This is a genomic window from Permianibacter fluminis (genome assembly GCF_013179735.1).
Classification (GTDB): domain Bacteria; phylum Pseudomonadota; class Gammaproteobacteria; order Enterobacterales; family Permianibacteraceae; genus Permianibacter; species Permianibacter fluminis.
This window is the reverse complement of the sequence record NZ_JABMEG010000001.1, coordinates 1,112,472-1,139,436: the sequence shown is the minus strand read 5'-3', so window position 1 is coordinate 1,139,436 and position 26,965 is coordinate 1,112,472. Positions and strand designations below refer to the sequence as shown.

25 protein-coding genes are annotated in these 26,965 nt (G+C 59.1%); 9 read left to right on the top strand and 16 right to left on the bottom strand.

The window, feature by feature from the left end; genetic code table 11:
• Nucleotides 1-46 precede the first annotated feature (46 nt).
• Nucleotides 47-838: a lipase family protein gene (locus HPT27_RS05060; protein WP_172239831.1), complete on the top strand. Its 792-nt coding sequence runs from the start codon at nucleotides 47-49 to the stop codon at nucleotides 836-838.
• Nucleotides 839-962: 124 nt separating this feature from the next.
• Here HPT27_RS05060 and HPT27_RS05055 read toward each other — a convergent pair whose 3' ends face one another.
• Both HPT27_RS05055 and HPT27_RS05050 read right to left on the bottom strand, forming a co-directional pair.
• A complete protein-coding gene (locus HPT27_RS05055; RefSeq protein ID WP_172239828.1) occupies nucleotides 963-1,367 on the bottom strand; it encodes a hypothetical protein in 405 nt (134 codons plus the stop codon).
• A 143-nt stretch (nucleotides 1,368-1,510) separates the two neighbouring features.
• Nucleotides 1,511-2,248 (bottom strand): sulfite exporter TauE/SafE family protein, encoded by a 738-nt coding sequence (locus HPT27_RS05050; RefSeq protein ID WP_211197860.1) that lies wholly within the window; start codon nucleotides 2,246-2,248, stop codon nucleotides 1,511-1,513.
• A 186-nt stretch (nucleotides 2,249-2,434) separates the two neighbouring features.
• Between HPT27_RS05050 and HPT27_RS05045 the strand changes: the two genes are divergently transcribed.
• The 4 genes from HPT27_RS05045 (at nucleotide 2,435) to HPT27_RS05030 (ending at nucleotide 7,473) form a co-directional block, all read left to right on the top strand.
• Nucleotides 2,435-2,818, top strand: a complete 384-nt coding sequence (locus tag HPT27_RS05045; protein ID WP_172239822.1) for a DoxX family protein — start codon at nucleotides 2,435-2,437, stop codon at nucleotides 2,816-2,818.
• A 140-nt stretch (nucleotides 2,819-2,958) separates the two neighbouring features.
• Nucleotides 2,959-4,779, top strand: coding sequence for an assimilatory sulfite reductase (NADPH) flavoprotein subunit (locus HPT27_RS05040; RefSeq protein WP_172239819.1), 1,821 nt, complete (start codon nucleotides 2,959-2,961; stop codon nucleotides 4,777-4,779).
• 163 nt (nucleotides 4,780-4,942) lie between these two features.
• On the top strand, nucleotides 4,943-6,610 hold the full coding sequence (gene cysI, locus HPT27_RS05035) for an assimilatory sulfite reductase (NADPH) hemoprotein subunit (protein ID WP_172239816.1): 1,668 nt from the start codon (nucleotides 4,943-4,945) through the stop codon (nucleotides 6,608-6,610).
• Between the two features lie 89 nt (nucleotides 6,611-6,699).
• On the top strand, nucleotides 6,700-7,473 hold the full coding sequence (locus tag HPT27_RS05030; RefSeq protein ID WP_172239813.1) for a phosphoadenylyl-sulfate reductase: 774 nt from the start codon (nucleotides 6,700-6,702) through the stop codon (nucleotides 7,471-7,473).
• A 215-nt stretch (nucleotides 7,474-7,688) separates the two neighbouring features.
• On the opposite strand, the gene HPT27_RS05025 is transcribed toward HPT27_RS05030, so the two are convergent.
• The 3 genes from HPT27_RS05025 to HPT27_RS05015 all read right to left on the bottom strand — a co-directional run bounded on the left by HPT27_RS05025 (nucleotide 7,689) and on the right by HPT27_RS05015 (nucleotide 9,333).
• Nucleotides 7,689-8,195, bottom strand: a complete 507-nt coding sequence (locus tag HPT27_RS05025) for a TonB family protein (RefSeq protein ID WP_172239810.1) — start codon at nucleotides 8,193-8,195, stop codon at nucleotides 7,689-7,691.
• Between the two features lie 43 nt (nucleotides 8,196-8,238).
• Nucleotides 8,239-8,661, bottom strand: a complete 423-nt coding sequence (locus tag HPT27_RS05020) for a hypothetical protein (RefSeq protein WP_211197859.1) — start codon at nucleotides 8,659-8,661, stop codon at nucleotides 8,239-8,241.
• A gap of 165 nt (nucleotides 8,662-8,826) precedes the next feature.
• On the bottom strand, nucleotides 8,827-9,333 hold the full coding sequence (locus HPT27_RS05015; RefSeq protein ID WP_172239807.1) for a GNAT family N-acetyltransferase: 507 nt from the start codon (nucleotides 9,331-9,333) through the stop codon (nucleotides 8,827-8,829).
• 267 nt (nucleotides 9,334-9,600) lie between these two features.
• Here HPT27_RS05015 and HPT27_RS05010 point away from each other — a divergent pair, with 267 nt between their 5' ends.
• A complete protein-coding gene (locus tag HPT27_RS05010) occupies nucleotides 9,601-10,887 on the top strand; it encodes an acetyl-CoA hydrolase/transferase family protein (protein WP_172239804.1) in 1,287 nt (428 codons plus the stop codon).
• Nucleotides 10,888-10,892: 5 nt separating this feature from the next.
• Here the strand turns inward: HPT27_RS05010 and HPT27_RS05005 are convergent, their stop codons facing one another.
• The 3 genes from HPT27_RS05005 to HPT27_RS04995 form a co-directional block, all read right to left on the bottom strand.
• Nucleotides 10,893-12,038, bottom strand: a complete 1,146-nt coding sequence (locus HPT27_RS05005) for a GGDEF domain-containing protein (RefSeq protein WP_172239801.1) — start codon at nucleotides 12,036-12,038, stop codon at nucleotides 10,893-10,895.
• 321 nt (nucleotides 12,039-12,359) lie between these two features.
• Entirely contained in the window at nucleotides 12,360-13,505 is a 1,146-nt protein-coding gene (locus tag HPT27_RS05000) for a GGDEF domain-containing protein (RefSeq protein WP_172239799.1), read from the bottom strand.
• 191 nt (nucleotides 13,506-13,696) lie between these two features.
• A complete protein-coding gene (locus HPT27_RS04995; RefSeq protein WP_172239797.1) occupies nucleotides 13,697-15,445 on the bottom strand; it encodes an amidohydrolase in 1,749 nt (582 codons plus the stop codon).
• Nucleotides 15,446-15,569: 124 nt separating this feature from the next.
• Here HPT27_RS04995 and HPT27_RS04990 point away from each other — a divergent pair, with 124 nt between their 5' ends.
• Both HPT27_RS04990 and HPT27_RS04985 read left to right on the top strand, forming a co-directional pair.
• Nucleotides 15,570-16,874 (top strand): Xaa-Pro dipeptidase, encoded by a 1,305-nt coding sequence (locus tag HPT27_RS04990; RefSeq protein WP_172239794.1) that lies wholly within the window; start codon nucleotides 15,570-15,572, stop codon nucleotides 16,872-16,874.
• 243 nt (nucleotides 16,875-17,117) lie between these two features.
• Nucleotides 17,118-17,504, top strand: coding sequence for a VOC family protein (locus tag HPT27_RS04985; RefSeq protein WP_172239792.1), 387 nt, complete (start codon nucleotides 17,118-17,120; stop codon nucleotides 17,502-17,504).
• Between the two features lie 130 nt (nucleotides 17,505-17,634).
• On the opposite strand, the gene HPT27_RS04980 is transcribed toward HPT27_RS04985, so the two are convergent.
• From HPT27_RS04980 to HPT27_RS04945, 8 genes are all read right to left on the bottom strand, one after another.
• Nucleotides 17,635-18,120, bottom strand: coding sequence for a VOC family protein (locus HPT27_RS04980; protein ID WP_172239790.1), 486 nt, complete (start codon nucleotides 18,118-18,120; stop codon nucleotides 17,635-17,637).
• A 148-nt stretch (nucleotides 18,121-18,268) separates the two neighbouring features.
• Nucleotides 18,269-18,676: a DUF1801 domain-containing protein gene (locus tag HPT27_RS04975; RefSeq protein ID WP_172239787.1), complete on the bottom strand. Its 408-nt coding sequence runs from the start codon at nucleotides 18,674-18,676 to the stop codon at nucleotides 18,269-18,271.
• An 81-nt stretch (nucleotides 18,677-18,757) separates the two neighbouring features.
• Complete coding sequence (locus HPT27_RS04970; RefSeq protein ID WP_172239784.1) at nucleotides 18,758-19,207, bottom strand: SRPBCC family protein; 450 nt, start codon at nucleotides 19,205-19,207, stop codon at nucleotides 18,758-18,760.
• Between the two features lie 175 nt (nucleotides 19,208-19,382).
• On the bottom strand, nucleotides 19,383-19,850 hold the full coding sequence (locus HPT27_RS04965; protein ID WP_172239781.1) for a hypothetical protein: 468 nt from the start codon (nucleotides 19,848-19,850) through the stop codon (nucleotides 19,383-19,385).
• A 134-nt stretch (nucleotides 19,851-19,984) separates the two neighbouring features.
• Nucleotides 19,985-20,464, bottom strand: coding sequence for a hypothetical protein (locus HPT27_RS04960; protein WP_172239778.1), 480 nt, complete (start codon nucleotides 20,462-20,464; stop codon nucleotides 19,985-19,987).
• Nucleotides 20,465-20,606: 142 nt separating this feature from the next.
• A complete protein-coding gene (locus HPT27_RS04955; RefSeq protein ID WP_172239775.1) occupies nucleotides 20,607-22,700 on the bottom strand; it encodes an oxidoreductase in 2,094 nt (697 codons plus the stop codon).
• A 231-nt stretch (nucleotides 22,701-22,931) separates the two neighbouring features.
• Nucleotides 22,932-24,281 carry an APC family permease gene (locus tag HPT27_RS04950; protein WP_172239772.1) on the bottom strand — a complete coding sequence of 450 codons (1,350 nt, stop codon included), beginning with the start codon at nucleotides 24,279-24,281 and terminating at the stop codon, nucleotides 22,932-22,934.
• 161 nt (nucleotides 24,282-24,442) lie between these two features.
• On the bottom strand, nucleotides 24,443-25,519 hold the full coding sequence (locus HPT27_RS04945; RefSeq protein ID WP_172239769.1) for an aromatic ring-hydroxylating oxygenase subunit alpha: 1,077 nt from the start codon (nucleotides 25,517-25,519) through the stop codon (nucleotides 24,443-24,445).
• A 226-nt stretch (nucleotides 25,520-25,745) separates the two neighbouring features.
• Here HPT27_RS04945 and HPT27_RS04940 point away from each other — a divergent pair, with 226 nt between their 5' ends.
• The gene (locus HPT27_RS04940) at nucleotides 25,746-26,834 is read left to right on the top strand and encodes a DmpA family aminopeptidase (RefSeq protein ID WP_235950846.1); all 1,089 of its coding nucleotides are present in this window, start codon (nucleotides 25,746-25,748) and stop codon (nucleotides 26,832-26,834) included.
• Nucleotides 26,835-26,965 lie beyond the last annotated feature (131 nt).

Here is a 26,965-nt window from a genome sequence, read left to right as displayed (position 1 = left end):
CCAGTCACGGTTCTGTCGCTCGCTCTCGTTGGTTTTTGGTGAAGTCATGATTTGGCGTTTTGTTGTCGCCGCGCTCGGTTGGGTTCCTGCTTTGTTGCTCGCGCTGGGGGTAGTCTCGTTGCCGGCCCGTGCGTCCATTCGTGGTTGCGATCCCGGTTATCTGCAAGCAGCCTATGGCGAGCCGCATCGGCTGGCGGCGGTTGAGGGCGCCATTTACGCGCTGCTGGCCAACAACGCCTATGACGATCGGGAACAACCGCAATTTGCCCTGCCGGGGGATTGGCAGCTGGCCAGCCGCACCGCCGAAGGCGATCTGCAATACAGCCTGTTTGAACAGCATCGCGATGGCGTGATTGTGAAGGTGGTGATCGCGTTTCGCGGCACCGACAGCGAACGCGATTGGTGGACCGGCAACATCATCGGTGAACAATACGAACAGGCGGCGCAGATTGTTCGCAGCGTGCAGCAGCGTTATCCCGGCACCGCACTGATCGCCACCGGCCATTCGCTCGGCGGCGGTCTAGCACTGCATGTGTCGATGCGTTTTGCCGGTGTCAGTGCGTATGCGTTCAATCCGTCACCGCTGGTGCGGCAACCGGAAACCATTGCCCGCAATCGCCGGGTCATCTATTGGGAAGCCGATGATGTGCTGCACTGGGCTCGCTGGGCCTGGCAGAAAACGCCGGGCGCGGTGTACTGGCGGTTTTCGTTTGTCCGTGGCAATGGCCACAATGCGCTGGTGCTGGCAAAAGGTTTGCTGATGCTGGGGGCTTTGATGAATCCGGATTTGGCGAACACACTGCAGCAGAATTGCCAGATCAATCCGCTGCAGGATTAAACATCGACGTTCATGTGCCAGATCATGGTATTAGGCCAGCATTGATGCTCAATGCTGTCGGGCATGGCAGAGCGAAATAACCTGGAGCTACTGGCCCAACACAGCCGCCTAATCAGAGCACTGACTAACAAACAAACTTCGGGACTTCAAAGCCCCAAACATTCCAAAGCAGGTCAGTGAGAAGTGATGCCATCACTCCAATCGCGACGCACACCATCAAGCTGCGATAATTCTTTACAACGCTATTTTGAGAAACCAGCTTAAAGACTACTAGCCATTCCAAAACTCTGCCAATGCCAAACGCAATGACATAAGACCACCAATCACCAAGACCTTTTGCTTGAGCAAAGGCATACGCGGCGGCAATGCACACCCCAAACACCAAGCCAAGCAGCATTTTATAGCCAGCCCATTTGATGCTGAAATTTACTGTATTTTGGATTTCAACACGGAGCAGTTTGAACCAAACAACAAAGACGCCAACATAAGACAGGTATTTAATCAGAAGAAAAAGGGGAACCTCATGCACCTTGCTGACCTAACTAGTGATTGCTGGCCCTGTCAGTTTGAAACTGACATCTGCCAATGAATAGATGCGTTGATTCTTTCTGGATTCCAGCCAATTAGCAATCGAATTCCACTGAGGCGATCGCAGCGGCCATCGCCACCAATCTAGCGCAGAAAATTCCAGACACTGAGCAGCACAGTCAGGCTGCCGACCGAGGCAGTCAATGCTGGCACTGGCAGGACGTTCAGCACGTAAGTTGCGAACGGTGCGGCAATCATACTTCCAACTAGCAGCCCGAGCGGAATCTGCCAATGGCCGATGCCGAGCACGGCAATGAAAACCACAGCCGCCGCGACCGCGACAAAGAATTCCGCCGCTTGCACGGTGCCAATTGCATAGCGCTCCGGCACGCCCTGCGCGATCAGCTGTGTGGTGGTCAACGAACCCCAGCCGCCGCCACCCAACGCATCGAGAAAACCGGCACCGAGCCCCAATGAGATGGCGCCGCGCACGCGCGGCCGTGGCGCCTGTTTGCGCCAGACCCGCGCCAATATCCACACCCCCATCAGCAAGAGATACGCGCTGACCCACGGCTTCAACGTGGCACTGGAAAAATAGCTGAGCACACTCGCGCCAAGCAGCGCACCCACCACGCCCGGCAGCACCAGCCGCCACAGCAAACGCTTTTTGACATTGCCGTGATAGACATGGCTGGCCCAGGACGCGCCACTGGTGAACACCTCGGCAATATGGGTCGCGACACTGGCAATTGCCGGCGTGTGACCGAAACCGAGCAGCAAACCCGACGAGGTGACGCCATAGGCCATGCCGAGCGCGCCTTTGATCAGCTGCGCCAACAGGCCTATCAAGACAAAAGTGGTGAACTCCGGCGCCAACTCCACGGGGTCATGCTCAGCGGCGATATCGAGCCGGCAGTATCGGAGCCAGACCGTGGGACCGGAAATGACCCGGCCGAATGCGGATATAACCAGCCGTTCGGAACGGGATGGCGGCCGTGAATACTGCGCTTGCCGGTCACGACCGCGCCCGGCAGCATCGTGGCTGCGATGGCGCCCAAGGAGAGTCGCATGAAGTCCGAACAACTGGCCGAGCATTTGCTGCGATGCTGTCTCGCGCTGCTGATTTTCATCCATGGCGCACACCGCATTTACGACCACGGGGTCGCTGACTTTGGCAGTTTTCTCGAAGCCCAAAGCTTCCCGTTCGGGCCGGCGCTGGCCTGGGCGATCACGGTTTATGAGCTGGTCGGCCCGCTGCTATTGCTGGCTCGGCGCTGGGTGGCGCCGATCGCGGTGACGTCCGCAATCCAGTACGGCACCGGTATCTGGCTGGTGCATTGGCAGCACGGCTGGTTTGTCGTCGGCGGCGGCTTCAACGGCATGGAATACAGCCTGCTGCTGATCGCCGGGCTGCTAACGCTGGCCCTGTTGCAACCTCGGCGCGCGGGCTAACCCAATCACACATCCGCCAGCACGGTGACGAGGCCAACGCAGCCCTAATGCCACCCGGTTGTAAGCGTGTAACCGGTCGTCCTTTCCGCCCAGCCCGGTTCGGGCCCAGCATTTGGCCATCCAAATGTGGGACCCGAACCATGACTGCCTCTTCTCCGCTGCCGACTCCGCTCGGTGACTTCCGCCAACACCCGCTGGCGCGCGCGCTCGACGGCCTGCCGACCGAGCAGCTGTTGTGGCTGTCGGGCTATGCCTATGGTCTGGCCCAGCGCGGTGCCGCTGCCATCACGACGGTACCGGCCGCAGACAGCAAGCCGGCGCTGACCGCCACCGTGTTGTACGGCTCGCAAACCGGCAACGCCAAGCGCCTCGCTGAACAGCTGCACAGCGATCTGCAGGCACAAGGCATCGCTGCACGCGTGCTGCGCGCCAGCGACTACCCGACCCGCGAACTGGCCCAGGAAAAGCTGCTGCTTGTCGCCATCAGCACTCAAGGCGAGGGCGAGCCACCGGAAGACAGCATCGCGCTGTTCAAATTCCTCGGCAGCAACCGCGCACCCAAATTGCCGCAGCTGAAATACGCGGTGTTCAGTCTCGGTGATCGCAGCTACAACCAGTTTTGCGCCGCCGGCAAAAATTTCGCCGGCTTGCTCGACAAACTCGGCGCCAGCGAATGGCAGCCGCGCGTCGAGGCCGATGTCGAATACGAAGCCGAGGCGAAAAGCTGGCGCGCGCAGATCGTCGAACAGGCCAAGAAACTGCAGCCGGCTAGCACGCAAACCAGCGCCCAGATCAGCGCGCAAGTGCTGCCGCTGCGGCCGCACGCGGTCAGCGCCTACAACCGCGACAAACCGTTTTCGGCGCCGGTGCTGGCAGTGCAGAAAATCACCGCCCGCGACAGCAGCAAGGATGTTCGTCATATCGAATTGTCGTTGGCCGGTTCCGGCTTTGCTTACGAACCGGGCGACACACTCGGCGTCTGGCCGCGCAATCCCGATGTTGTCGTCAGCGAAGTCCTGACCGCGCTGCAACTCGATGGCGAGCAAACGGTCACGGTCGGCGACGAAACATTGAGCCTGCGCCGCTGGTTGCGGGAAAAGCGCGAACTGACGCAATTGTCCAAGCCGGTGCTGGACCGTTATCAACAACTGGCGCAAGACAGCAAGCTGGCTGCATTGCTACAGCCGGCGCAAACCGCAGCGCTGCAAGCTTTTCTGACCGCGCATCAGTTCATTGATCTGCTGCTGCAATTCCCGGCAAAGCTGAGTGCCGAGCAAGTGGTCACCACGCTGCGGCCGCTGACGCCACGGCTGTACTCGATTGCCTCGTCGCAAAAACTGGTTGACGACGAAGTGCATCTGACGGTCGGCGTTATTGACGAGCAAAGCGAAGCCGGTCGCCGCGTTGGTGCTGCCTCGCGCTATCTGGCCGATGTCAACGACAGCGACACCGTTGAGGTATTCATCGAACACAATCCATCGTTCCATCTGCCGGATGACGACAGCCGCGACCTGATCCTGATCGGCCCCGGCACCGGCATCGCACCGTTCCGTGCCTTTGTTCAGGAACGCGCCGAGCGCGCGGGTGCTGGCGTGACAGTAGGCAAGACCTGGTTGTTCTTCGGCAACCAGCATTGCACCTCGCAGTTCCTGTACCAGACCGAATGGCAGGCCGCGCTGAAATCCGGCGCGCTGAGCAAATTGTCGTTGGCCTTTTCCCGCGATCAGGCTGAGCGCATCTATGTCCAGCACCGGCTGCGTGAACAAGCAAAAGAGGTCTATGACTGGCTACAGCGCGGCGCGGCGATTTACCTCTGCGGCGACGCCAAGCAGATGGCGCCGGATGTGCACGCGGCACTGCGCGAGATCATCGCCGAGCAGAGTGACCAAGACGCCGCTTACGCCGACGAGTATCTCGACCGGCTGCGGGAAGAAGGTCGCTACCGCCGTGATGTGTATTGAACAAAGCCGCTGTCAGCTATGCGTGTAGGTTGGGTTAGCGGCAACGCCGCGTAACCCGACACATGGCGCCGGCCCTATCGGCGCAAGAGACAGGCTTCAAAAATTGCACCACGGTGGGTCGAGACCCACCCTACAAAACACAAAATTTTATGAGCGTGAAGATATGAGTAACCCCAGCGAAGTCGAAGGCATCAAGGCACGCAGTCAGTTTCTGCGTGGCACGCTGAAAGAAAGCGTCGCCGATGATCACACCGGCGCCATCCGAGCCGATGACACCACGATCATCAAATTCCACGGCAGCTATCAGCAGGACGATCGCGATCTGCGGGCCGAACGCGCCGAGCAAAAGCTTGAGCCGCTGTACAGCTTCATGCTGCGGGTGCGGATGCCGGCCGGTGTCGCGACACCGGCGCAGTGGCTGAAACTGGATGAGCTGGCACGCACGGTCGGCAATGAAACGCTGAAGCTGACCACCCGGCAGGCGTTTCAGCTGCACGGCGTGCTGAAACGCAATCTGAAAGCGACCATACAAGGCATCAGCAGTGTCGCGCTCGATACTATTGCGGCGTGCGGCGACATCAACCGCAACGTGATCCTGTCGGCCAATCCGGAACAAACCGATGCCTGGCAGCAGGTCTACCCTCATGTTCAGGCGGTTGCCACGCACTTGCTGCCGAAAACCAAGGCCTATCACGAGATCTGGCTGGACGGCGAATTGGTCGAAGGTGGCGAGCCGGAAGAAGAACCTATTTATGGGCCAACTTATCTGCCACGCAAATTCAAGACCGCATTCGTTGTGCCGCCGGTCAACGATGTCGATGTGTTCGCCCACGACATGGGTTTCATCGCGATTTTCGAACACGGCAAATTGGTCGGCTTCAACGTCAGCGTCGGTGGTGGCCTCGGCTCTACCCACGGCGACAAGACCACCTATCCACGGCTGGCTGACGTCATTGGCTTTGTCACGCCGGAACAATTGCTGTCGGTATCGGAACACATTCTCACCACCCAACGCGATCACGGCGAACGCAGCGTGCGCAAGCACGCACGTTTGAAGTACACCATCGCCAAGCACGGCATCGACTGGTTCAAACGCGAACTGGAAGCCCGTACCGGCTTTCCGCTGGCGCCGGCGCGCGCATTCAAATTTGACCATAACGGTGATCGCTTTGGCTGGGTCGACGGCAGCGACGGCCGCGCCCATCTGACCTTGCATATCGATGGCGGCCGGGTGGCGGATCGCGGTGACAAACGTCTGCTCAGCGGCCTGCGCGAAATCGCCAAAATCCACGGTGGCGATTTCCGGCTGACGCCAAACCAGAATCTGGTGATTGCCAATGTGCCGGCCCGGCAACGCGCCCGCATTGATGCGCTGGTCGCCGAATACGGGCTCGGCCAATACGCCCACGTGACGCCGCTGCGACGCGATGCACTGGCATGCGTGTCACTGCCGACCTGCTCGCTGGCGATGGCGGAAGCCGAGCGCTATTTGCCAGAGTTTGTCGGCAAGGTCGAGCAATTGTTGCAGCGACACGGCCTGCTCAGTTTTCCGCTGAATTTGCGCATCACCGGCTGCCCGAACGGCTGCGCGCGGCCATGGCTGGCCGAAGTCGGTTTGATTGGCAAGGCGCCCGGTCGCTACAACCTGTATCTCGGCGGTGACGCGGCTGGCACCCGCTTCAATCAGTTGCATCAGGAAAATATCGACGAGCCGACCATTCTGGCAACGCTGGAGCCGCTGATTGCCCGCTTTGCCAAAGAACGCAGCGCGACCGAACGCTTTGGTGACTGGTTGCACCGGGCGCAAATCGTGACGCCGGTTGCCGCCTGAATGACGCCGATTGCGCACGCAATGAAGACCAGCCATCGGTGGCGGGCCAGACGCGGCACGCCACCGTACGCGAAGGGGATACCTGCATCATGACTGTTGCTGTCACTCGTCTGGTCAGTGAACCAGAAGCCGGTTCGGAGGCCGCTGCCACCGCCTCTTCTTCTGATCGGGTTAGCACCGATGCCAGCGAAGCCAATCAATTGCTGGCACTGAAAAGTGCCCAGCAGCGCGTGCAATGGGCACTGGAGCATTTACCCGGCGAGTTTGCCCTGAGTTCGAGCTTTGGTGCGCAAGCCGCCGTGCTGCTGCATATGGTGACCGCGATCAAGCCAAACATTCCGGTCATCGTGGTCGACACCGGCTATCTGTTTCCGGAAACCTACCGGTTCATTGATGAGCTGACGGAACGCTTGAACCTGAATCTGAAGGTGTACCGGGCGCAGCTCTCGATTGCCTGGCAGGAAGCACGCTACGGCAAGCTGTGGGAACAAGGCCTGGCCGGCATCGAGCAATACAATCAATTGCGGAAAGTGGAGCCGATGCAGCGGGCGCTGCGCGAGTTGAATATCGGCAGCTGGTTTTCTGGCGTGCGTCGCAGCCAGTCGGCGTCACGCGCCAAGGCGCCACTGCTGCAGCGGCAGCAGGAGCGCTACAAACTGCATCCCATTGCCGACTGGACTGATCGCGATGTCGGTCAGTACCTGAAAAAGCACGGCTTGCCGTATCACCCACTGTGGGAAAAAGGCTATGTCTCGATTGGCGACTGGCACACCACGCGCCCGCTCGGCGAAGGCATGAGCGAAGAAGACACCCGCTTTTTTGGCCTGAAGCGGGAATGCGGCATTCACGATTTTTCGATTTGATTAGCCGTTTGCCGTTGGGAGAGGGCGGGCCCAATTGGCAGATAACTTTTGCTGTCGCCGCGGCGACAGCAAATGCGGAAAGTGCCGGTGGGATGCTGGCTCTAATTTTTTTCGCGACAAATGGATGCCGGCATTCGCTGGCATGACAGCGTCTGAGTCATGACGCCAGAATCAAGCACCTGTTCCAATCGCTGTACTCAATCAAAGGCCGCGCACTAATCAAGCTGAAAAACCATCGGCAGCACCATGGGCTTGCCGACCAGACAGGGCGCCGCTTCCGGCGGAAACTCGAACCGGGATTGTCGCAACGCGGCTTGTGCGGGCTCGGCAAATTCAGGATGGCTGACTTCGGCCACCGTGATCGCTTCCGCTTTTCCCTGTTCAGTGACGGTGAAGCCGAGCAGGACACGGGCTTTTTCGATGGCCGGGTCAGCATTGGATGGCCAGCGCGGGGTCGCGATGAACATGCGCCAGGAATAGCTTGCATCTCCGCAGGGAATGGTCATGACCTTGTAGTTGCCGCCGCCAACCTCGGTGTGTCGCGGCGTGGTCACCGGTGCAGTTGTGGATGCAGATGCGGGTGTAGATGCAGGTGAAGAAGCCGGCACCGGCAGCGATTGCACGGGTGCCGTGGCAGCACAACCTGCCAACATCGCCGTCATCAGCACCGATAGCGAAACCGGCAACAAGAGGGTAAAGATCGTTTTGCATTTCACTTGCATTTGTCTCGTCCTTGCCAGCTTTCGGTTTGTCAGGCGGTGACTCTCAGTTTGCCGCTGTCATCATCGGTAAACCAAGCAGGAATAGCACCAGCACAACATACGGAAACGCCACCGTCGGCCGCAGCGCATTGCCGAGATAATCGCGCAGCAGCGCCAGCTGTCCGGGGCGGCTCGCCAACCAGTCGCTGTGCAGTTGCCAGGCGGGCAGCGCATCGCCACTGGCACGCAATGCCTGTTCCAATTTCAATGACCGATCAGCCAGTCGTGCTTGCCAGGTCCGCAGCATCGCTTCCTGCAGCCACAGAATTGCGAGCAGCGGCAACAGGCGCCAATCGGCCAGCTGCAGCACGGCCAGCGCCGTCAGCACAACGGCCAATAACTTGATCAGCAGCGCCTGCTGTTCGTAGCGATAGAAATGCTGCTGCAACAGGCTCCATTCGCTGCTGAGCTCGGTTCGGTTTGTCATATCCATCATTCCTTGATCACATCATCACTTCAGTATGTGCATTTCAATGCATGCTTTTGAAAGCCAAGCACTCAATCACTGTTGTCTATTTGCTGCAACGTACTCCAGCACTCTGCTTCAGCACTTTGCCCCCCGTATTTTGCCGCAACAGCGTCACCGTCACATTCATTCCGTGACGTAGCCATCGCTGCGCGCTTCCTGCAACGATACCTGTTTCTTGCCGTTGGCGACCCACTGCGTTCCGACTTCATGAAAACCAAAGCGGGCGTGGAAACGTCGCGAGGCTTCATTTGGCGGCTCGGTATCAAATTCGCAGGTGATACGGGCCACACCGTGCTGGCGGGCAAAGCGGAACAGATCCGCATACAGCAGGACGCCAAGACCCTTGCCTTGATGGCTGGCGGCAACCACAACCCGATCGATGTAGAGAAACTGCGGGTAACGGGTAGCAAACCAGCGATAGTTCAGGCTGTCATAATCCGCCGCTTCCCGAAACGCCAGCAAAAACGCCGCCACCTCCCCGTCCTGTTCCAACACACGGCAATAGGCCGCCTGCGCAAACAGCTGACTAAGCCGCGGCGCATCCATCGGGCTCAGAAAATGCTCGGATTCGGCATTCAGCGCCAGCAGCGCCGGAAAATCGGCCGGGCCCGCATCACGAAGGGATGCCATTGCCGGGTTGTTCATGTTTCTTGCTCACTCATCGCGCTGCATTCTTTGCCAGATTTTAAAGCCAGGCTTTTATGTCCGGCGTTTATGTCAGCCATTCACATCAGGTCTGGCCGCACCGACTCGGCCATCCGGGTCGTAGCCTCTTTCGGCGGTCCATTCCGGCGGCCATGATGCCAGTTTCTTGATCAGGCTACAGGCCTCGTCCGTCGGCGGCTGCTTTAATGAAGCATTGCTGTGGGCCGTTGGCCCCGTTTCCGGAGTGTGATCATGTCGCCACGCTTGTTGAATCGTCCTGCCGATGTCGTCGAGTTGCTGCCGGATCACGGCTGGCTCTGGACCCAGTCGATGGCCGCGACGCCACGCATCCTGCTGAATGGTTTGGCCGAGCGGGTCCGCGAGCGCCGCGGCCTGCGGCTGATGCAGTTGCACACCGAACGGATGCAGAGCTTGGCGCGCGCCGAGCTGGCGCCACATCTGCGCCATCACTGCTTTTTTGTCGGCGCCCAGACCCGACCTTTGGTGCAGCAGGGTCATGCCGATTACGTGCCGATGTTCCTGTCCGAATTGCCGTTGTTGTTTCGGCGTGGCGAGCAACCGGTGGATGTCGCGCTGATTCAGGTTTCGCCGCCGGACCGTCATGGTCTGTGCACCCTCGGCATTTCGGTGGAGGCAACCAAGGCCGCCTGCGAGCGAGCCAGCACCATCATTGCCCACATCAACCCGCGGATGCCGCGGACACATGGCGACAGCTTTATCCGCTACGACGATCTGACCGCGATTTATGAAGCCAGCGATGACTTACCACTGCACGAAACCGCCGTCGCGGATGCGGTCAACAACGCCATTGGCCAGCATGTCGCCAGCCTGATTGTTGACGGTGCCTGTCTGCAGATGGGCATCGGTGCGATCCCGGATGCGGTACTCGCCTGTCTCGGCAACCACCGCGATCTCGGCGTGCACAGCGAGATGTTTTCTGACGGCGTGCTGGAGCTGGTCGCGCGCGGCGTCATCACCAATAGCCGCAAGCAGGTGCACCCGGGCAAATTGGTCGCGACCTTCGTCATGGGTTCGCAGCGACTGTACGATTTTGTCGACGACAATCCGGTAGTGGTGTTGCTGGAAGCCGATTATGTCAACGATACCCGCACCATTCGCCGCAATCACAATGTGGTCGCGATCAACAGCGCGCTGCAGGTCGATCTGACCGGCCAGATCTGCGCCGACTCCATCGGCACCAAAATTTATTCCGGGGTCGGCGGCCAGATGGATTTCATGCGCGGCGCCGCGTTGTCGGATGGCGGTAAAGCGATCATTGCCTTACCCAGCACCGCTGCCGGTGGTGCGGTCTCGCGGATCGCGCCGGTGCTGACGGTCGGGGCCGGCGTGGTTACCACGCGCGCGCATGCGCAATATGTGGTGACCGAGTTTGGCATTGCAGATCTGCGCGGCAAATCGCTGCGCGAGCGCGCCAGTGCCTTGATTGCCATTGCCCATCCGGCGTTTCGCGACACCTTGCAGCAGGCAGCGGCGGCGCAGTGGCAGTTGTCCTGCTGAACCGTTCAGGAATTCACTTCGACCCGATTGCGGCCATTGGCTTTGGCCATCAACAGCGCGCGGTCGGCACGATCCAGCGTCTGCTCGACCGACTCCTTGCCGCGACGCTCGGCAATGCCGATGCTGACGGTCGCGTGCAGCGTCAACTGACCGTGGCTGATGGTGATTGCGGCAAATGCCTTGTTCAGCCGTTCGGCAATCTGGCGGGCGCCGGCCAGATCGGTTTGCGGCAACAGCAAAACAAATTCCTCGCCACCCCAGCGCGCCAGACTGTCGCTGTGCCGCATGGTCTGCCGCGCCACCCCCACCAATGCCAGAATCATGCGGTCACCGGCGTGATGACCGTGCTGATCATTGATTTGCTTGAAATGATCCAAATCGCAAATCAGCAGCGACACCGGATGATGCCCCCGCTCCGCCTGCGCCAGCTGTTGTTTGGCCACCACCAGAAAACTGCGCCGGTTCAGGGTTTCGGTCAACGAATCCAGAGAGGAAAGCCGGACCAATTCCTCGGTGCCACGGTCGATCAAAATCAGCAGAAAGCCAAAACCGTTGACCACCATGCCGCTGAAATAACCCACCAGCGCAATCTGCTGGGCGAGGCCGGCGTGGCTGAAATTGTATTCCGAGCCGGCATGCGCCGCCTCCCATAGCCGCGCGCACATCGCCACTGCCGCGATCGCGTTGCCGAGCATCAGGCTGTTGGTCAGTGCGCGGCGACCGACTTCGGCGCGCCAGTACAGATAGCTCAGCAGAAAGAACTGCACGGTGATCAGCGCCGAGGCCAGCAGCAGGCGCTGCGCTTCCGAGTGGGTCAGTTCGCGGGCGATCAATTGCAACAGAATGATCACTACCGACACCAGCATCAAGGCGCGAAATTGCCGCTGCAGCAGCCGGGCCATGGCGTAGGTCATCATCGCCAGTGACAACGAAATCAGCGCGTTCGGCAAGCTGGTGTTGAGAAACAGATGTGACGGGTCAATCACCAGCCGGGCGATGTGACCGATGCCAGCAATGACCTGCGCCAATACCCACCAGCGCAGCACCTGCCGGGTAACGCCGGTTTCGTGCACGAGCAGGCTGGCGCACGCCGCCAGCAGCTGCATCACGCCGGTCAAAATCAGAATGGTGTAGCCATTCATCAAGGTCATCGATCTGTACCCAAGCGTTGAAGCACCGGGTTTGCTCCCTTCCATGCCACCACCAATGCCACCATCGATATCCCCATCAATGTCATCTCCTGTGCGCCGTCACGGCCATGCGCTCTGACATTCTGCCGAGTGACCGGTGCGCGGGTGCGACCAGGTTAGTTCACTGCAACGGTGCCCTCGCTCCGGATCAAGATAGTCGAAGTCGTGACCATCGTTGGCGGGGCGGAGTAAATGCAGAGCCGATTGGACACGAAGTGCCGGGCGTAAAAACACCGCAGGCTGAGCACAGGACCCAGGGCACAAACACAAGACTCACCGCGATCAGGCAGCCTCGACCCGGTTGCGACCATGCTGCTTGGCCCGCAACAAAGCTTGGTCGGCGCGGTCAATGGTGGCCTGTATGTCTTCATCCGCCTGATGCTCGGCCACGCCGATGCTGACCGTCGCACTGAGTCGCTGATCGCCGTGCGGCGTAGCACTGACGGCAAACGCCCGGTTCAAGCGCTGCGCCAATTGCTCGGCACCGCTGCGCTGGGTGTACGGCAACAGCAGCACAAACTCTTCCCCGCCCCAGCGGGCAATGCAGTCACCACCGCGCATGGTCCGGCGCGCGGCGGCCACCAGTGTCGAAATGACACTGTCGCCAGCCTGATGACCATGCTGATCATTGAATTGCTTGAAGTGATCGATATCGCACATCAAAACCGAAACCGGATACAGATTGCGCTTTGCCAGCGCCAGCTGTTGATTGGCGCTGTCGAGAAAGCTGCGGCGGTTCAGCGTTTCAGTCAACGGATCCAGCGATGACAACCGGGTCAACTCGATGGTGCCGCGCTCGATCAGGATCAACAGAAAACCGAAACCGTTGATGGTGACGGCAATGAATACACCAATCAGCGACAGACTCTGACCGAGCCCCGCGTGCTGGAAATCATAACCGGGCCCGGCGCCCGCCGCTTCGATGGCGCGCGCCAGCATGGTCATCACCACCAGCAGGTTCGCCAGTTGCAGTACGTTCATCAGCGTAGTTTTGTGCTGCCGATGGGCTTGTCCGTAGAGGTAGGTGTATTGGCAGAACTGAAAGGCGAACAACAGGCTCAGGCAGGTCAAGCGAACGGATTCAGACATGCCGAATTCACGCATCAGCAGATGCAGCAGCACGATAATCACGGTGCTGACAATGAATGCGCGCGAGCGCAATTGAAACAACTGGATCACCGCCAACAAGGCCAGTCCATAGGCCAGCGCCGAGGCCATATTGGGCAGCGTGCTCGACCATAACTCCGGCCAGTCAGCACGCATCAGCCGAAGCAATTGCGCCAGACCACCGATCACCTGCGCCAGCACCCAGAGCCTGACAATGGCACGGGTTTCCGGTTGGCCACGGATCAGCAGACCGGCTGCCGCGATCAGCAGATGCAACACCCCGGTCATGATCAAGACGGTAAAACCGTTCATCAACTGCATGCGTTACACCCTGACAACGTAAACAACGCGTAACACGCTTTGCTGCAGCATCCTTCTGCGCGGTGGTTGGGTACTGGTAGTTCGTTACTGGTAGTTCGTTATCGGTGGTTTGTTCTTGGTTGTCTGTTATTTGTGTTTGGCCCTGCTCATTCGCGACCATCGCACGGCACGCAACGGCCCGTTTGCTACGGTCAGGGCTGATGCTCGTACACCAGCACACCGTCAATCATCGTGGTAAGCACTTCAGTATGGCGCAATTGCTCGGCATTGGTAGCGAGCGGGCCATTGAGCATGATCAGATCCGCCGCCTTGCCAACCGTCAGCGAGCCCAGCTCCTGATCCCGGCCGAGCATACGGGCGGCATCGATGGTGTAGGCGCGCAACATCACCGGCAACGGCAAGGCTTGCTCCGGCAGCAACGGCGGTCGCGCCGGTTCGTCGGCATTGCAGCGACACAGTCCGGTCGCCATCGCTTCCCAGGGATTGAATGTACTGACGTTCCAGTCGCTACCGGCAACGACTACGCCGCCGGCCTTGCTGACCCCGGCCGCCGGGTACAGCCACTGCGACCGCGTCGGCCCCAGATACGGCTGCACCGCGTCAACGCTGTAGGCATCGGGCTGAGCCCAAAGCAGTTGAAATGACGCGTAGACATTGAGCGCGGCAAAGCGCGGCCAATCGGCCGGATCAATCAGCTCCAGATGGGCAATGCTGAAATGCGCGCGCGATTGCTCGCCGTTGCGTTTACGCGCCGCCGCAAACGCATCCAGCGTCGCCCGCACCGCCCAATCACCGATGGCATGAACATGGACATTGAAACCATCGCGATCCAGCGCAGTGACAAAATCCGCCATCTTCTCCGGTTCAAAATACAGGCTGCCGCGATCGGAGCGACCATTACCAGCCACCGGTTCATACGGTGCCAGCAGCGCGCCACTCTGGGTCGGGTACTCCAGCACGCCATCAGCGAACACCTTGACCGTATCGATCTGCACATGCGGCAGACCGCGATAGCGGTCGCGCAGCGCGGCCAATTCCTGCAAATGATTCGCCGATGGATCGGCAACACTGGTCAGCGCCACCGACACTTTTGCGCTGAGCTTGCCCTGTTCGGCCAGCGCCCTGTACACCTGCAGAATGTCTTCACCGGCCGACGCTTCCAGCAAGGTGGTCAGCCCGACTCTGTGCATGTCCTGCAAGGCGCGCTCGGTCAAACGTACTTTGTCGGCCAGCGATTTTTTTGGCAATTGCGCCAGCACCAGATCCACCGCCATGTCGATCAGATGACCGGTGGGATTGCCCTTGCCATCGCGGACAATGCGACCGTTATCCGGATCGACGCTGGCACGAGTCAGGCCCAATTTTTTCAGTCCCGCGGTATTGATCCACGCCGTGTGGCCGTCGGTGCCAAACAGGCCAAACGGCCGGTCGGCCAATAGCTGATCCAGATCCGCCGCGGTGGCGTGAAAATTGGCCGGATTCAGATTGATCACCGCCAACCATTCCGTGCTGGCGGCGTTGGGATTGCGCTGCAGGCATTCAGAGACGGTCGGCCGCATTGCCGCCAGCGACATCACTTCATCGCCAAGACTGCAATCATCCAGCTGCTCGGCGCCGATGACCGGATGAATATGGGTATCAATCAACCCCGGCAACACTGTCGCGCCATTGCCCTCGATGACGCGGGTGTGCTCGCCAATCCAGCGGCCGATCTCGGCGTCGCTGCCGACGGCGGCGATCCGGCCACCACGAACAGCCAGCGCTTGCGCGGTCGGCATGCGCTCATCCATGGTCAGCACGTGCGCATGGCGCACAACAATATCGGCGTGATCGTCTGGCGTGGAATGGCAGGCCGACAGACCGAACAGCAATCCGATCAACGATCCGGATAACAAGAACAGCAACGAAGGGCGTAACAAACGCGAATGATGTGACGACATGGCAATCCACCCAAATGGCAACGCATGGAGTTTTTAACCGGTGCTGGCTACAGTAGCGGCAACCACCCGAGTCTTGTCAATGCAGCCCTTGTCAATGCAGACCCAGTCAATACGGACCTTGCCAATGCCAACATCACGTACATCCTGCTTGCGCTTGCTGGCGCTGTTCGCGCTGCTGCCATTTCATACCGTTCTCGGCGCTGCACCGGCTGCCGACACCGCGGTGCGCACCGGCACACTGATCGACGTCGACGCCGGTCGGGTGCTGAGCCAGCAGGTCATCCTGCTTGCTGGCGATCGCATCGTCGCCATTCAGGACGCAAGTGTGCCGCTGCCAGCAACGCTGCGCGTCATCGATTGGTCGCGCTACACCGTGCTGCCCGGCTTGAGTGATGTCCACACGCATCTAATCGGTGACATTCAATCGGCCAATGTCGCGGCGCCGCTGATGAGCACCGGTGCCCGCGATGCCCTGATCGGCGCCATTCATGCCGAGGCGACGCTCAAAGCTGGCTTCACCAGCGTGCGCGATGTCGGCACCTACCGGGCGTTTGTCGATGTCGCGCTGCGCGAGCAAATCAATACCGGTTTGCTGCGCGGACCGCGAATGATGGTGGCCGGTGCCTACGTGACGATCAGCGGCGGCGGTGGTGAAGTCACTGGCATGGCGCCGGATGTGATCATTCCGGCCGATTTTCGCCGTGGCGTCGCCAACAACGCCGACGAAGTGCGTGCCCGTGTGCGTGAACTGATTGCCGGCGGCGCTGACTTCATCAAGATGATCGCGACCGGCGCCGTGCTGACAATGGGCACCACACCCGGCGCAGCTGAATTCAGCGAAAAGGAAATTCACGCCGCCGTCGAAGAAGCGCAAAAATACGGCAAAGATGTCACCGCCCACGCCCATGGCGCCGACGGCATCAAGGCCGCCGTGCGCGCTGGCGTCCGATCAATCGAGCACGGATCATTGATCGATGACGAAGGCATTGCCTTGATGAAAAAACGCGGCACCTGGCTGGTCGCCGATATTTATAACGGCGACTACATCGCCGAGGTCGGCAGCGCTGAACACTGGCCCGCAGAAATCCTGGAGAAAAACCGGCAAACCACCGACGCCCAGCGCGAAGGTTTTCGCAAAGCGGTCAAAGCCGGCGTCAACATCGCCTTCGGCACCGATGCCGGCGTGTTCCCGCACGGCGACAACGGCAAACAATTGGCTTACATGGTCCGCTACGGCCAGACGCCAATGCAGGCCATCCAATCCGCCACCATCAGCAATGCCCGCCTGATGCGCAAAGATACCGACATCGGCTCCATCGCGGTCGGCAAATACGCCGATCTGGTGGCAGTCGACGGTGATGTGCTGGCCAATATCCGCTTGCTGGAGCGGCCCAGTGCGGTGACGAAAGGTGGCGTACTGATTCAGTAAGTCCGCGCACCGTTTGACATCGCGGAAGCAAGGAAGGGGCTGCTGCCTGAGGGTTAACGGTTACGGAAGCCGCTCCTCCACACAACGATTGCGTGCCGACGAATCGGCAAGCGCCCTAAACGCCAGCCGGTTCGGATCGACGCGGTCTAAGCTGAAGTAAGCACAAGGACTATGCTTGCGTTCCCGCCGGCCCAATATCCCTGTCGGGATTCCATGTTGCCGGACTGCAAGCAAGGACTCCCCATGCTGACCACTGCTTCTGTGACAACCATGTTGCCGGTCATCGATATGGCGCGCGCTCGCGCCTTCTACGAAGGCCGGCTCGGTTTTCAACCCGGCGGCTTCAAACCGGATGGCAAATTTGTTTACGTCGTAGGCGGAACGACCTTGGCGCTGTTTCCGAAACCGGAAGGCACCAAGGCCGACCATACCGCCATCAGTTTTCAGGTCACCGATATTGCCGCCAGCATTGCGGATTTGAAGCGCGCTGGCGTTGTCTTTGAGGACTATGATTTTCCCGGCCTGAAAACCGTCAACCATGTCTGTGTGCTGGGCGCCGAGAAGGCCGCGTGGTTCAAGGACCCGGAAGGCAACTACCTGTGCATTCACGAAGACATTCCGCAACGCTAAGTTGCTGGCGTTTACTTTCAGCCAGACAGCGGCGCTGCTACTGAAAATGGAAAGCGGCAATGCACGCACCAGCTACCGGCGATCTCCGAGCCCCGTCTGCGTTGTTGCGCCGGCGTACAGGGTGTACCGCTCAGCCGTTTTTCGCGGCCGCAATCGCCGCCTCAAGCACGGCGATATCGATTCTCTGCATCGGCATCATCGCCTCGAAGGCGCGCTTTGCCACCATGCCGCCCTGAGCCATCGCTGACATCAGAATGCGCGGCGTAATCTGCCAGCTGATGCCCCACTTGTCCTTGCACCAGCCACACTGGCTGGCTTGACCGCCGTTGCCAACAATGGCGTGCCAGTACCGGTCCGTCTCGGCCTGATCTTCGGTGGCAATCTGAAAGGAAAACGCTTCACTGTGCTGAAACCGGGGACCACCATTCAGGCCCAGACAGGGGATGCCGGCGACAACAAATTCCACCGTCAGGACGTCACCGGCTTTGCCATTGGGATAGTCTGACGGCGCTCGGCAAATCGCGCCAAGCTGGCTTTGCGGAAATACCCCGGTATAAAACCGCGCGGCTTCGTCCGCGCCAGATTCATACCAGAGACAAACCGTGTTCTTGGCCATTGCCTGATCTCCTTTCAGTGGTTATTGCAAAGCATGCGCAGCATGGGAAAACATGCCGCCCGTAGGTACGAATCCGCGCAGCGGCTTCGTACGCATGATGTCCATGCCGCCTCGAACCCTACCCGGTGTAAATCGACAAGGTTCGCTATTACGAAACCGGCCCGGATCTCAGATGAGCCTGCATGTCACGATAGGCGGTTTCGATGAGCAGATGCAGTGCCGCCGCATTCACCTCGTTTTCCGGCTTCAGCTTGACGTGGCGCATGAATTTTCCCGTACCTTCGAGCAAGCCGTGCGGATCGGCCAGTTCGGCACCGAGAAAGAACCCGACATTGACGTGCGCACGGAAAACATTGACGTAAGCAAACGCAGCATCAGCAACGCAGGCGGTTGGATGACCATCATGCAGCAGCTCACGGACATCGTCGCCACAATGGCGCATCACGGCAAACCAGTAACGCGCCATCACCGCCAGCGCTTCCGGGTGCTGCTGCCACCAATCTTCAATCACTGACTCATGTCGGATGGCATCGGGAAATCGCATTAATCGGATCATGGTATTGGCTCGGTGATGGTCACCCGGCTCTTGCGACGTTCATGCCGCGAGAATCGGCGGACTTGGCCGGTTGCGGCGCCATCATTGCTGCTCCGCTACCGACTTGATATCGAGCAAGTCCTGCAGAATGGCATTCTTCGCCACGCCCTTGAACAGCAGCGACATCGGAATCACCATCAGTTTAGTCGCCAGTGTTTGCGGCAACGATTCGTGAATGCTGGTCAGGATCAGGCCGCCGCTGCCATCGGAAATACGATTGGTTGATAGAAAGATGAAGCCATCGCTTTCCGCCCGAGTTTTGTAAAACTCGTTCTCAACCGCCTCCGTGATCCATTTCTCCGCTGTCGCGGGCTTGCCGAACAGGATTCGGGTTTCCCGCCAACGCAAGCCAACCAAGCCGTTTGTGGGCTGCTCGACAATCTCAATCTGCTCGATACCGTTGATGGTGGTCGCAGCATTCGCGATATCGGTCATGGTGGCCCAGACCGCTGGACGGGAGGCGTTAATCGTTACCTGAGCGTCGACGATCATTGTACATTCCTCTTGACTCAGAAAACGGCACGAAAAGAACGGAAAATAGACTCTGAATGTCCGACCGAACATGCGCTTGCAACGCTATTCAGTTTTGAGCCACCAACACGTAGTCGAAAGACCGTCTTCAGCAGCACGGTGTCCGGCCTAGTGACGGCAGAAGACCGTAACGTTTTCAAACGTCGGATTTGGTCTTTCGAATGACGATATAGTATTTATATTCATCAGTGTCGACTTTTCCGATTTTGTGCGTGTTTGCGTCGATGACTGTATTGAGCGATTTATTATCAGTAACGCCCCATTCAACGTCTTCAAACAGATAAGGGAAGCCAGGACTGTTTGGGTTCGGATTCTCCGTGTGCATATATACCGCGTCGTTGTGTGCGTCAGGATGTATGCTGAGAAAGCATTGAAAGGGGTCTGCGCGACTTTTGCACCGCTCTTCAACAGAGCGAAGCAATTGATAGCCTAAAAAATATGAATAGGGCTTGTTTTCAACTCGTCCTCCCTTAGCCTTGTAGTCATAATGAATATGCCAAAGGTCAAACCAACTATTCCAGTCACACCTATCAATATTTGACATCGCCCTGGCGTGACACTTTTCCCAGTATCGAATCATTCGTTTAAGACGACGCTTATCCATGGCGAAAGACCTGGCGTTAGAAATTACAACTCAAATGGGCGAACCCGTACGGAGGCATCGTGCGAATAGAAACAACAAGCTTCCGAAACGCTATGCGGTTCGGACCTACATGAACCTGATTGAGTTTCTTGATTTCAACATTGAATGTCTGGCGCCTTGCCCGCCCAAATATTTGTCTTGTAGTAGGCTTGATAGAGAGGTAAGCACTCTTTTTTAAATCCAACGCCTTTATCGTCAAAGTGGACTGATACTTTGTCGTCAATTCGTGTGAAGTTTGGGATATAGGTGTGGCCGTTTTCGACGCTCACGCTTACCTCTATAAATGCATCTTTCCAAGTTGAGCTTGTCGCGGAAGGATTAAAGTCAGCAAAAGCCTTTAGTAAAATTTTGTAGTCGCCGGCCAAAACATGAAACTCAGCGGCAGTTGTGTCATTGACTGGCTTTCCATTTATTTCCTTAATTTGCAGAGACATGCGACTCTCTGGGTAAAGGCCCAAAGCAGATATAACAGCAAAGTCTGTTCTGGGCAGATCAGAGCCGCTATACATTTTAAAGGCAGCAGGGGCGCAGCCGCACATTAAGGTAATTACCAGCACTAACAATATATGACGCATAACATTCTCCTGAAATCTAACAACTGAATTGACCGACGCCGGAGCGCGGCAGGATGGGTAGAGCGTAAGCGAAACCCATCGCCCTTATCAACGCGGCGAGATCTGATGGGTTTCGGCGCATCGCGCCTCTACCCATCCTACTTCAACCTGTTTGCCCAACATGGAAGTGCCGCCGGAACGCGACTTCTCCGCGTGGGGTTTCATCCAGCTCGCGGGCATAGCGGTGGCCGGCGTACACCGCATGAGCGATCAGCCCCGGCGCTTCGGCATCGCCGATGCAGCGAACCGTTTTGACGCCGGCGCCGGCCCATTCCGCTTCTCGAGCCAGCAAGGCTTGATACAGCGCATCGTTGGGCAGCCGGGCGGTTACCGCGACCACGGCGGCACAAGCGAGTGTTGAAGTCTTGCCTGACCAGCTGTGCTCCAGTGTTAACTGCTTGCCATCCCAGTTTGTGATGTTCTGTGCGACCACTTGCTGCACGCCCAGCTCGTGCATGCGCCATTGGATGTGGCGGTAGTCGAGCGTGTTGCTGCTCCAGGACGCGATGGTGTCGTCGGGAGTGATGAACAGCACCTCGCGACCAGCTTTACGCAGCGCTTCGGCCATGACGCTGCCGTAATAAAAGTAATCGTCATCGAACACAGCGACCGCGCCGGCTGGCAGCTGCTCGAAAAATGTTTTATCTCCCGAATACAGCGCAGCCATCACATCATCGGGCGTCAGCACCGATTGCGCAGTGAAGCCGGCGATGCCGCTGCCATTGCTGCGGCCGTAACCGTCACGGCGCCAGTGGCAGCCGGTGGCAAGCACAACCTGATCAGCAGCAAAATCCAGCACGTCTTGCGCACTGAGATTCGAATCGCGATAGACATTGACGTTGTTCAGTTTGTTGATTTGGCCCAGGCGCCAGTCACGCACACGCGCCCACTCCGCCAAACCGGGCAGGCGCGACTCCAGCGTGACCCGGCCGCCGAGCTCTTTGCCGGCTTCGGCCAGATGTACCTCGTAACCACGCTCGCCGAGTGCACGCGCGGCTTCCAGTCCGGCCGGGCCGGCGCCAACGATCAAGATCTTGCTGTCGGATTTCTTGCTGGCGATTTTTTCCGGGTGCCAGCCTTTGCGCCACTCTTCGCCCATGGTCGGGTTTTGCGTGCAACGGATCGGCGTGATGGTCATGTCGCCGCTGACGCAGATATTGCAGCCGATGCATTCGCGGATGTCGTCGATAAGACCCAGCTCGATTTTCTTTGGCAAAAACGGATCGGCTATCGACGGCCGCGCCGCGCCGATCAAATCCAGCACACCGCGTTTGATCTGCGACACCATGGTGTCGGGCGAGGTGAAGCGGCCGACGCCAACGACCGGCTTGGTCGTGACTTTTTTCACCCAGTCGATGAACGGTTCCTGCGCGCCTTCACGAGCAAAGCGCGAGGGAATCGAGTCGTTGTACCAGGCGGCGAGATTGACGTCCCAGAGATCGGGCAGGTCGGCCAGCATGTGCACGACTTCTTTGGCTTCGGTCAGCGTGACACCGCCGTCACCAAGCAGTTCTTCGGTGGCAAAACGGACCGCGACGGCGCAGGTATCACCGACCGCGTCTTTGGTGTCTTCGATGATCTCCCGCAGCAGCCGGGTGCGATTTTCCAGACTGCCGCCGTATTCGTCATTACGATGATTACGACGCTTTTGCAGGAAATGCATGGCCAGGCTCAAGTCATGCGCGGCGTAAACATAGATCACATCAAAGCCGGCGCACTTCGCCCGCAGCGCGGCATCGCGATGCCAGCGTCGGTAATCGGCGATATCACGTTTGCTCATTGCCTTGGCTTGGTGCGGGTAGCCGTATTTGCTCGGTTGATGTGAAGGCGCGATCAGGATGTCGCGTGAATACAGGTTCGATGCGGTCGGGCCGTTGTGGGTCAGCTCGACGGCCGCGAGCGCGCCGTGCCGGTGCACCTTCTCGCACATCAATGCCAGCGCCGGAATGTCGGCATCGTCCCAAAGCCGCGCTTCGACATAGGGCGAGACATCGCCGCTCGGGTGGATCTCGCATTCTTCGGTGGCGATTACACCCCAGCCGCCTTCGGCTTTGATCTCACGCATCGCCGCATGCGCTTCCGGCATCGCGTGGCCCATGCCATTGCAATGCGGCACCTGAAAGAACCGGTTCTTGGTGGTGACCGGGCCAATGCGGACCGGTTCAAACAGAATGTCGTAACGCGGATCGCGGGACATGGGTTACTCCGATATTTTCTCGTCCATCCGGCGTGGAGTCTGGCTGCGCTCAACCACCCCTAGCCCCGCCCGGCCAAGCGCAGAACGCTTGGCGCTACGCGGGCGCACAATGCACTCGCATTGTGCTCTCTCCCCGCTCGCCCTTGACAAGGAGGGGAACGCCTTACACTCCCCTCCTCTCACGAGGAGGGGTTGGGGGTGCTGTTGGTTTGCTGTCACTTGGTGCAAAACTTAGCTTGCCGCCGCTACCGCCCTCGCCTCCCGCCGACGCTGCCAGCGCATCCACAGATACACCGGCAGGCCCATCAGCGCGAGCGCGAGCGCCCACAAAAATGATTCGTGACCGATACCGATAAACGCCCAGACGGCATAGGCGATTGCCAGCACGGCAGCGACCAGCAAGCTGCCTTCTTTTTTGCCGAGGGTGGCAATTTCGCCGCGCTTCCACAGCACCAGCACCGACAGCGAGCAGAACAGGTACAACGGCAAGTTGGCCGCGGTGACCACGACGCTGAAAAACGTGAAGCCCTGCGCCATCGATTTGCTGTAGTTCATCAAGATCATCACGCTGGCGAGGCCGGCGGTCATCACAAAGGCCAGCACCGGCACACCTCGGTGATTGGTGGCGCCAAACACTTTCGGAAAGCCACCGTGACGGGCGAATGACTGGGTCAGTTCACCGGCGAGCAGGGTCCAGCCATTCAAGGCACCGAGGCCGCTGATGACGACGAAGCCGGCCAGCAGCTGACCAAAACCGGAGCCGATGCGTTGGCTGAACAGATCCGCAAACGGTGCGTTGCTTTGCGTCAGCGCGTCCTGCGGGATCAGCAACATGGGCACCGCCGATACCGCGATATAAATCACCGCGGTCAGAATGGTGCCAAACAAGGTCGCGCGCGGAATGGTGCGCGCCGGGTCGCGCACCTTGCCGGCCGGAATGGTGGCGCTCTCGATGCCGAGCATGGCAAACAGCGCTATGGTTGACGCGGTCACCGTGGCGTCCATTGACAGCGGATTGCTCGGCACATGTTGTTGATAAGCGCCGGCATCCGTCAGCAGCAACCAAGCTCCGAGCGCCATCACCGCCAGCATCGGCAGCAGCTTGAGTACGGTGGTAATGATCTGCACCCAACCGGCCGTGCGGACACCGCGCAGATTGATCAGGACAAAGCCCCAGAGCAGCGCCAGCGCGGCCACCGGCGGTAACCACGGCGACGCATTCAGCGCCGGCACAAAGAACGAAAGATAGCTGACCACGCCGACTGCCAGCGTCGCATTGGTCACCCACACCGACACCCAGTAACACCACAGCACGGTGAACGCCACGCCACCGCCGAGCGCCCGCCGGGTGTAGCCATACGGTCCGTCTTCGTGGGCCAGATGCTGAGCCAGACCCGCGAAAATCTTCGCCAGAAAAATGCAGCCGATGACGGTGACCAGCCAACCGCTGAAGGCATTCAGGCCATACGGCGCCAGCGACGCCGGCATCATGAAAATACCAATGCCGATGGTGTTGCCAATGACCAACGCGGTGCACATCCAGAAACCCAGTTCGCGTCGTGGTTGTTCGTGCTGGCTCATGCTATCTCCCGATTTCTGTTTATTGTTTTTTGCTCACCGACGAGCGAATTGGAACAGAACTACTCGACATGTACCTGTCGCCCCGGCGCACGACTGCATGGATGCAGGAGGTAGAGCAACGCAGGAGAAGTTGCCGAAGCCGGCATGACAAATTAGCAGGGTCACTGCTGCACCGGTATGGCCTGGCGATAGGCGTCACGCAACAGGTTCTGAAAATGCCAGACACCGCTTTCGCGTTTCGGGCAGAGCCGGCCGGCTTCGTAACTGCCGGATTGCAGGCCGCGCTGCACCGCCAGACAAATGTCGATGTCTTCCTGCTGGATCTCGTCACTGAAAGACTGCTCGTTCTGGATGCGGGCGTGCACGGCCGGATCGTCGCTGTAGTAGTAGTCAAACTCGATGCGGCAACGGTTGTAGCCAAGCGGCAAGATGCGGTTGGTCTGCATCCGGCCCGGGACGATATTCAGCATGATGTTCGGATAAACAAAGTAGTACCAGGCATTGCCATCGCCGTAGATGCCGTCGTTGTTGCGGATGGGCGAATGCTGCAACGAATACCAGCGATGCAGCTCGGTGTCATAGGAACGGTAATCGAGCACCTTGGACAAGCCCGGATGCACATGCGGCAGGTGATAGCCTTCGAGGAAGTTGTCGATGTAGACCTTCCAGTTGCAATCGATGTCGTAATGCACCCGGCTGTGAAAGCGCAGCGCGCTGATATCAATCGGTTTGATACGCTCGACAATGCCGGCAAACATCTCGTCAAACGCTGGTGCATCCGCGGCTAGGGCAACAAATACCAGCCCCTGCCATTCCCGCACGGCAATTTCCGGCAACTGGATTTGCGTGACATCAAAATCACAGGCGCCTTGCATTTCCGGCGCCGAGCGCAGCTGGCCGGCGAGCGTGTAGGTCCAGCCGTGGTAGGCGCAGTGCAGCGCCTTGGCGCCCCGACCATTGCAGGTGGCGATGGGGCCGGCCCGATGCCGGCAGACGTTGTAAAACGCTTTCAGTGAATTGTCCGCTTGTCGAACAATCAGTACCGGCTTGCCGGCGACATCGGTCGCGACGTGATCACCAGCGGCCGCCAAATCACCGGTATGCGCCACCAATTGCCAGCTGCGGGCAAACACCTGCTGCTGCTCGTGCGCCAGCCAGATGGGATCGTTATAGAACGACGCGTGCAAGGCCCGCGCGTGATCCAGCTCGAGTTTTTGGCAGTGCAACAAATGACTCATCACTTACTCCGACTGTGAAAAGGCCAGCATTGAGATTCGGCGTCGGCCATGTTGAACTGTCGCCAGGTTCCACTGTGCGAGTCCTGCCATGCGCAATTTCCTGCATCGCCATCTTCGGCCCGGAAAAATCGGTCCGGCTCTGGTTTTCAATTGCCTTTTACTGTTATTACCGGTCAGCCAGGCTGCCGACTCGCGCGCTGAACCAGCGCCCGTACGTGCCCGTGATTTGGGCATCCCGTTTGACGGCACGCCGGGGCGCTGGAATACGTTGACCGACGTCGCCGGTGTTACCGTGGGTTATCACACGTTGCAGGCCGATGACGCAAGTGGCGCCGCCATCCGAACCGGTGTCACCGCGATTCTGCCGCGTGGTCATGACAGCGTGAACGAGCTGGTTTATGCCGGCCTGTTTTCGCTGAACGGCAATGGTGAATTCACCGGCAGCCATTGGCTCGATGAAAGCGGTTTTCTGGAAGGTCCCATCATGATCACCAACACCCACAGTGTTGGCGTGGTCCACGACGCGGTGATTGCCTGGCGCATCAAACAGGGTGGCGCCGATGACAGTGGTTATTGGTGGTCGTTGCCGGTGGTCGGGGAAACCTGGGACGGTTGGTTGAATGACATCAACGGTTTTCACGTCAAACCGGAACATGCATTCGCGGCGCTCGACAGCGCGCACAGCGGACCGCTGGCTGAAGGCAATGTCGGCGGCGGCACCGGCATGATCTGCCATCAATTCAAATGCGGTACGGGTACCGCCTCGCGCGTCATCGCGGTAAACAACATCAGCTACACCGTCGGGGTGCTGGTGCAAGCCAATTACGGTGTCCGCGAAGAGCTGCGCATTGCCGGTGTGCCGGTTGGCAAGCATCTGACAGCGGACAAGGCCTACGACGAACCGACCGCGACCCAGCCAGCCGGCGATACCGGTTCGATCATCATTGTCGTTGGCACCGATGCGCCGCTGTTGCCGCACCAGCTGAAACGGCTGGTGAAGCGCGCCGCGCTCGGACTGGCGCGCAATGGCAGTTACGCCGGTGACGGTTCCGGCGATATTTTCCTGGCATTCAGTACCGCCAACAAAGACGCCAGCCAAACCGAATTGCAAACCGTGCAGACACTCGGCAACAGTGCGCTGGACCCGCTGTTTCTGGCGACCGTGCAGGCAACGGAAGAAGCGATCATCAATGCGCTGGTCGCGGCCAGGACCATGACCGGTGCCGACGGCCACCGGGCCGTGGCAATTGATCACAAGTCGCTGCAAAAGGTGATGAAGCAGTACAACCGGTTGGGGCCGGTGTTGAGGCGTTGAATGGGTGAACGCTGAGCCAGCGATTTTGTTGCGGGTGATGCCTGCGGCGAATTGGGAGCGGCAATTACCCCACCCCGACCCTCCCCTTGACAGGGGAGGGAGTGACTTGGCACCTCCCCGGCCTTGATGAG

Bases quoted from the DNA above. Each gene is read 5' to 3' on its own strand.
- HPT27_RS04960 (WP_172239778.1), bottom strand. From the start codon at position 20,464: ATGCGTCATATATTGTTAGTGCTGGTAATTACCTTAATGTGCGGCTGC.
- HPT27_RS04945 (WP_172239769.1), bottom strand. From the start codon at position 25,519: ATGAGTCATTTGTTGCACTGCCAAAAACTCGAGCTGGATCACGCGCGG.
- HPT27_RS05015 (WP_172239807.1), bottom strand. From the start codon at position 9,333: ATGGCATCCCTTCGTGATGCGGGCCCGGCCGATTTTCCGGCGCTGCTG.
- HPT27_RS05040 (WP_172239819.1), top strand. From the start codon at position 2,959: ATGACTGCCTCTTCTCCGCTGCCGACTCCGCTCGGTGACTTCCGCCAA.
- HPT27_RS04985 (WP_172239792.1), top strand. From the start codon at position 17,118: ATGCTGACCACTGCTTCTGTGACAACCATGTTGCCGGTCATCGATATG.
- HPT27_RS05045 (WP_172239822.1), top strand. From the start codon at position 2,435: ATGAAGTCCGAACAACTGGCCGAGCATTTGCTGCGATGCTGTCTCGCG.
- HPT27_RS04975 (WP_172239787.1), bottom strand. From the start codon at position 18,676: ATGATCCGATTAATGCGATTTCCCGATGCCATCCGACATGAGTCAGTG.
- HPT27_RS05060 (WP_172239831.1), top strand. From the start codon at position 47: ATGATTTGGCGTTTTGTTGTCGCCGCGCTCGGTTGGGTTCCTGCTTTG.
- HPT27_RS05010 (WP_172239804.1), top strand. From the start codon at position 9,601: ATGTCGCCACGCTTGTTGAATCGTCCTGCCGATGTCGTCGAGTTGCTG.
- HPT27_RS05005 (WP_172239801.1), bottom strand. From the start codon at position 12,038: ATGACCTTGATGAATGGCTACACCATTCTGATTTTGACCGGCGTGATG.
- HPT27_RS05025 (WP_172239810.1), bottom strand. From the start codon at position 8,195: ATGCAAGTGAAATGCAAAACGATCTTTACCCTCTTGTTGCCGGTTTCG.
- HPT27_RS04990 (WP_172239794.1), top strand. From the start codon at position 15,570: ATGCCAACATCACGTACATCCTGCTTGCGCTTGCTGGCGCTGTTCGCG.
- HPT27_RS04950 (WP_172239772.1), bottom strand. From the start codon at position 24,281: ATGAGCCAGCACGAACAACCACGACGCGAACTGGGTTTCTGGATGTGC.
- HPT27_RS05020 (WP_211197859.1), bottom strand. From the start codon at position 8,661: ATGACAAACCGAACCGAGCTCAGCAGCGAATGGAGCCTGTTGCAGCAG.
- HPT27_RS05000 (WP_172239799.1), bottom strand. From the start codon at position 13,505: ATGCAGTTGATGAACGGTTTTACCGTCTTGATCATGACCGGGGTGTTG.
- HPT27_RS04965 (WP_172239781.1), bottom strand. From the start codon at position 19,850: ATGGATAAGCGTCGTCTTAAACGAATGATTCGATACTGGGAAAAGTGT.
- cysI (WP_172239816.1), top strand. From the start codon at position 4,943: ATGAGTAACCCCAGCGAAGTCGAAGGCATCAAGGCACGCAGTCAGTTT.
- HPT27_RS04955 (WP_172239775.1), bottom strand. From the start codon at position 22,700: ATGTCCCGCGATCCGCGTTACGACATTCTGTTTGAACCGGTCCGCATT.
- HPT27_RS04995 (WP_172239797.1), bottom strand. From the start codon at position 15,445: ATGTCGTCACATCATTCGCGTTTGTTACGCCCTTCGTTGCTGTTCTTG.
- HPT27_RS04970 (WP_172239784.1), bottom strand. From the start codon at position 19,207: ATGATCGTCGACGCTCAGGTAACGATTAACGCCTCCCGTCCAGCGGTC.
- HPT27_RS04980 (WP_172239790.1), bottom strand. From the start codon at position 18,120: ATGGCCAAGAACACGGTTTGTCTCTGGTATGAATCTGGCGCGGACGAA.
- HPT27_RS05030 (WP_172239813.1), top strand. From the start codon at position 6,700: ATGACTGTTGCTGTCACTCGTCTGGTCAGTGAACCAGAAGCCGGTTCG.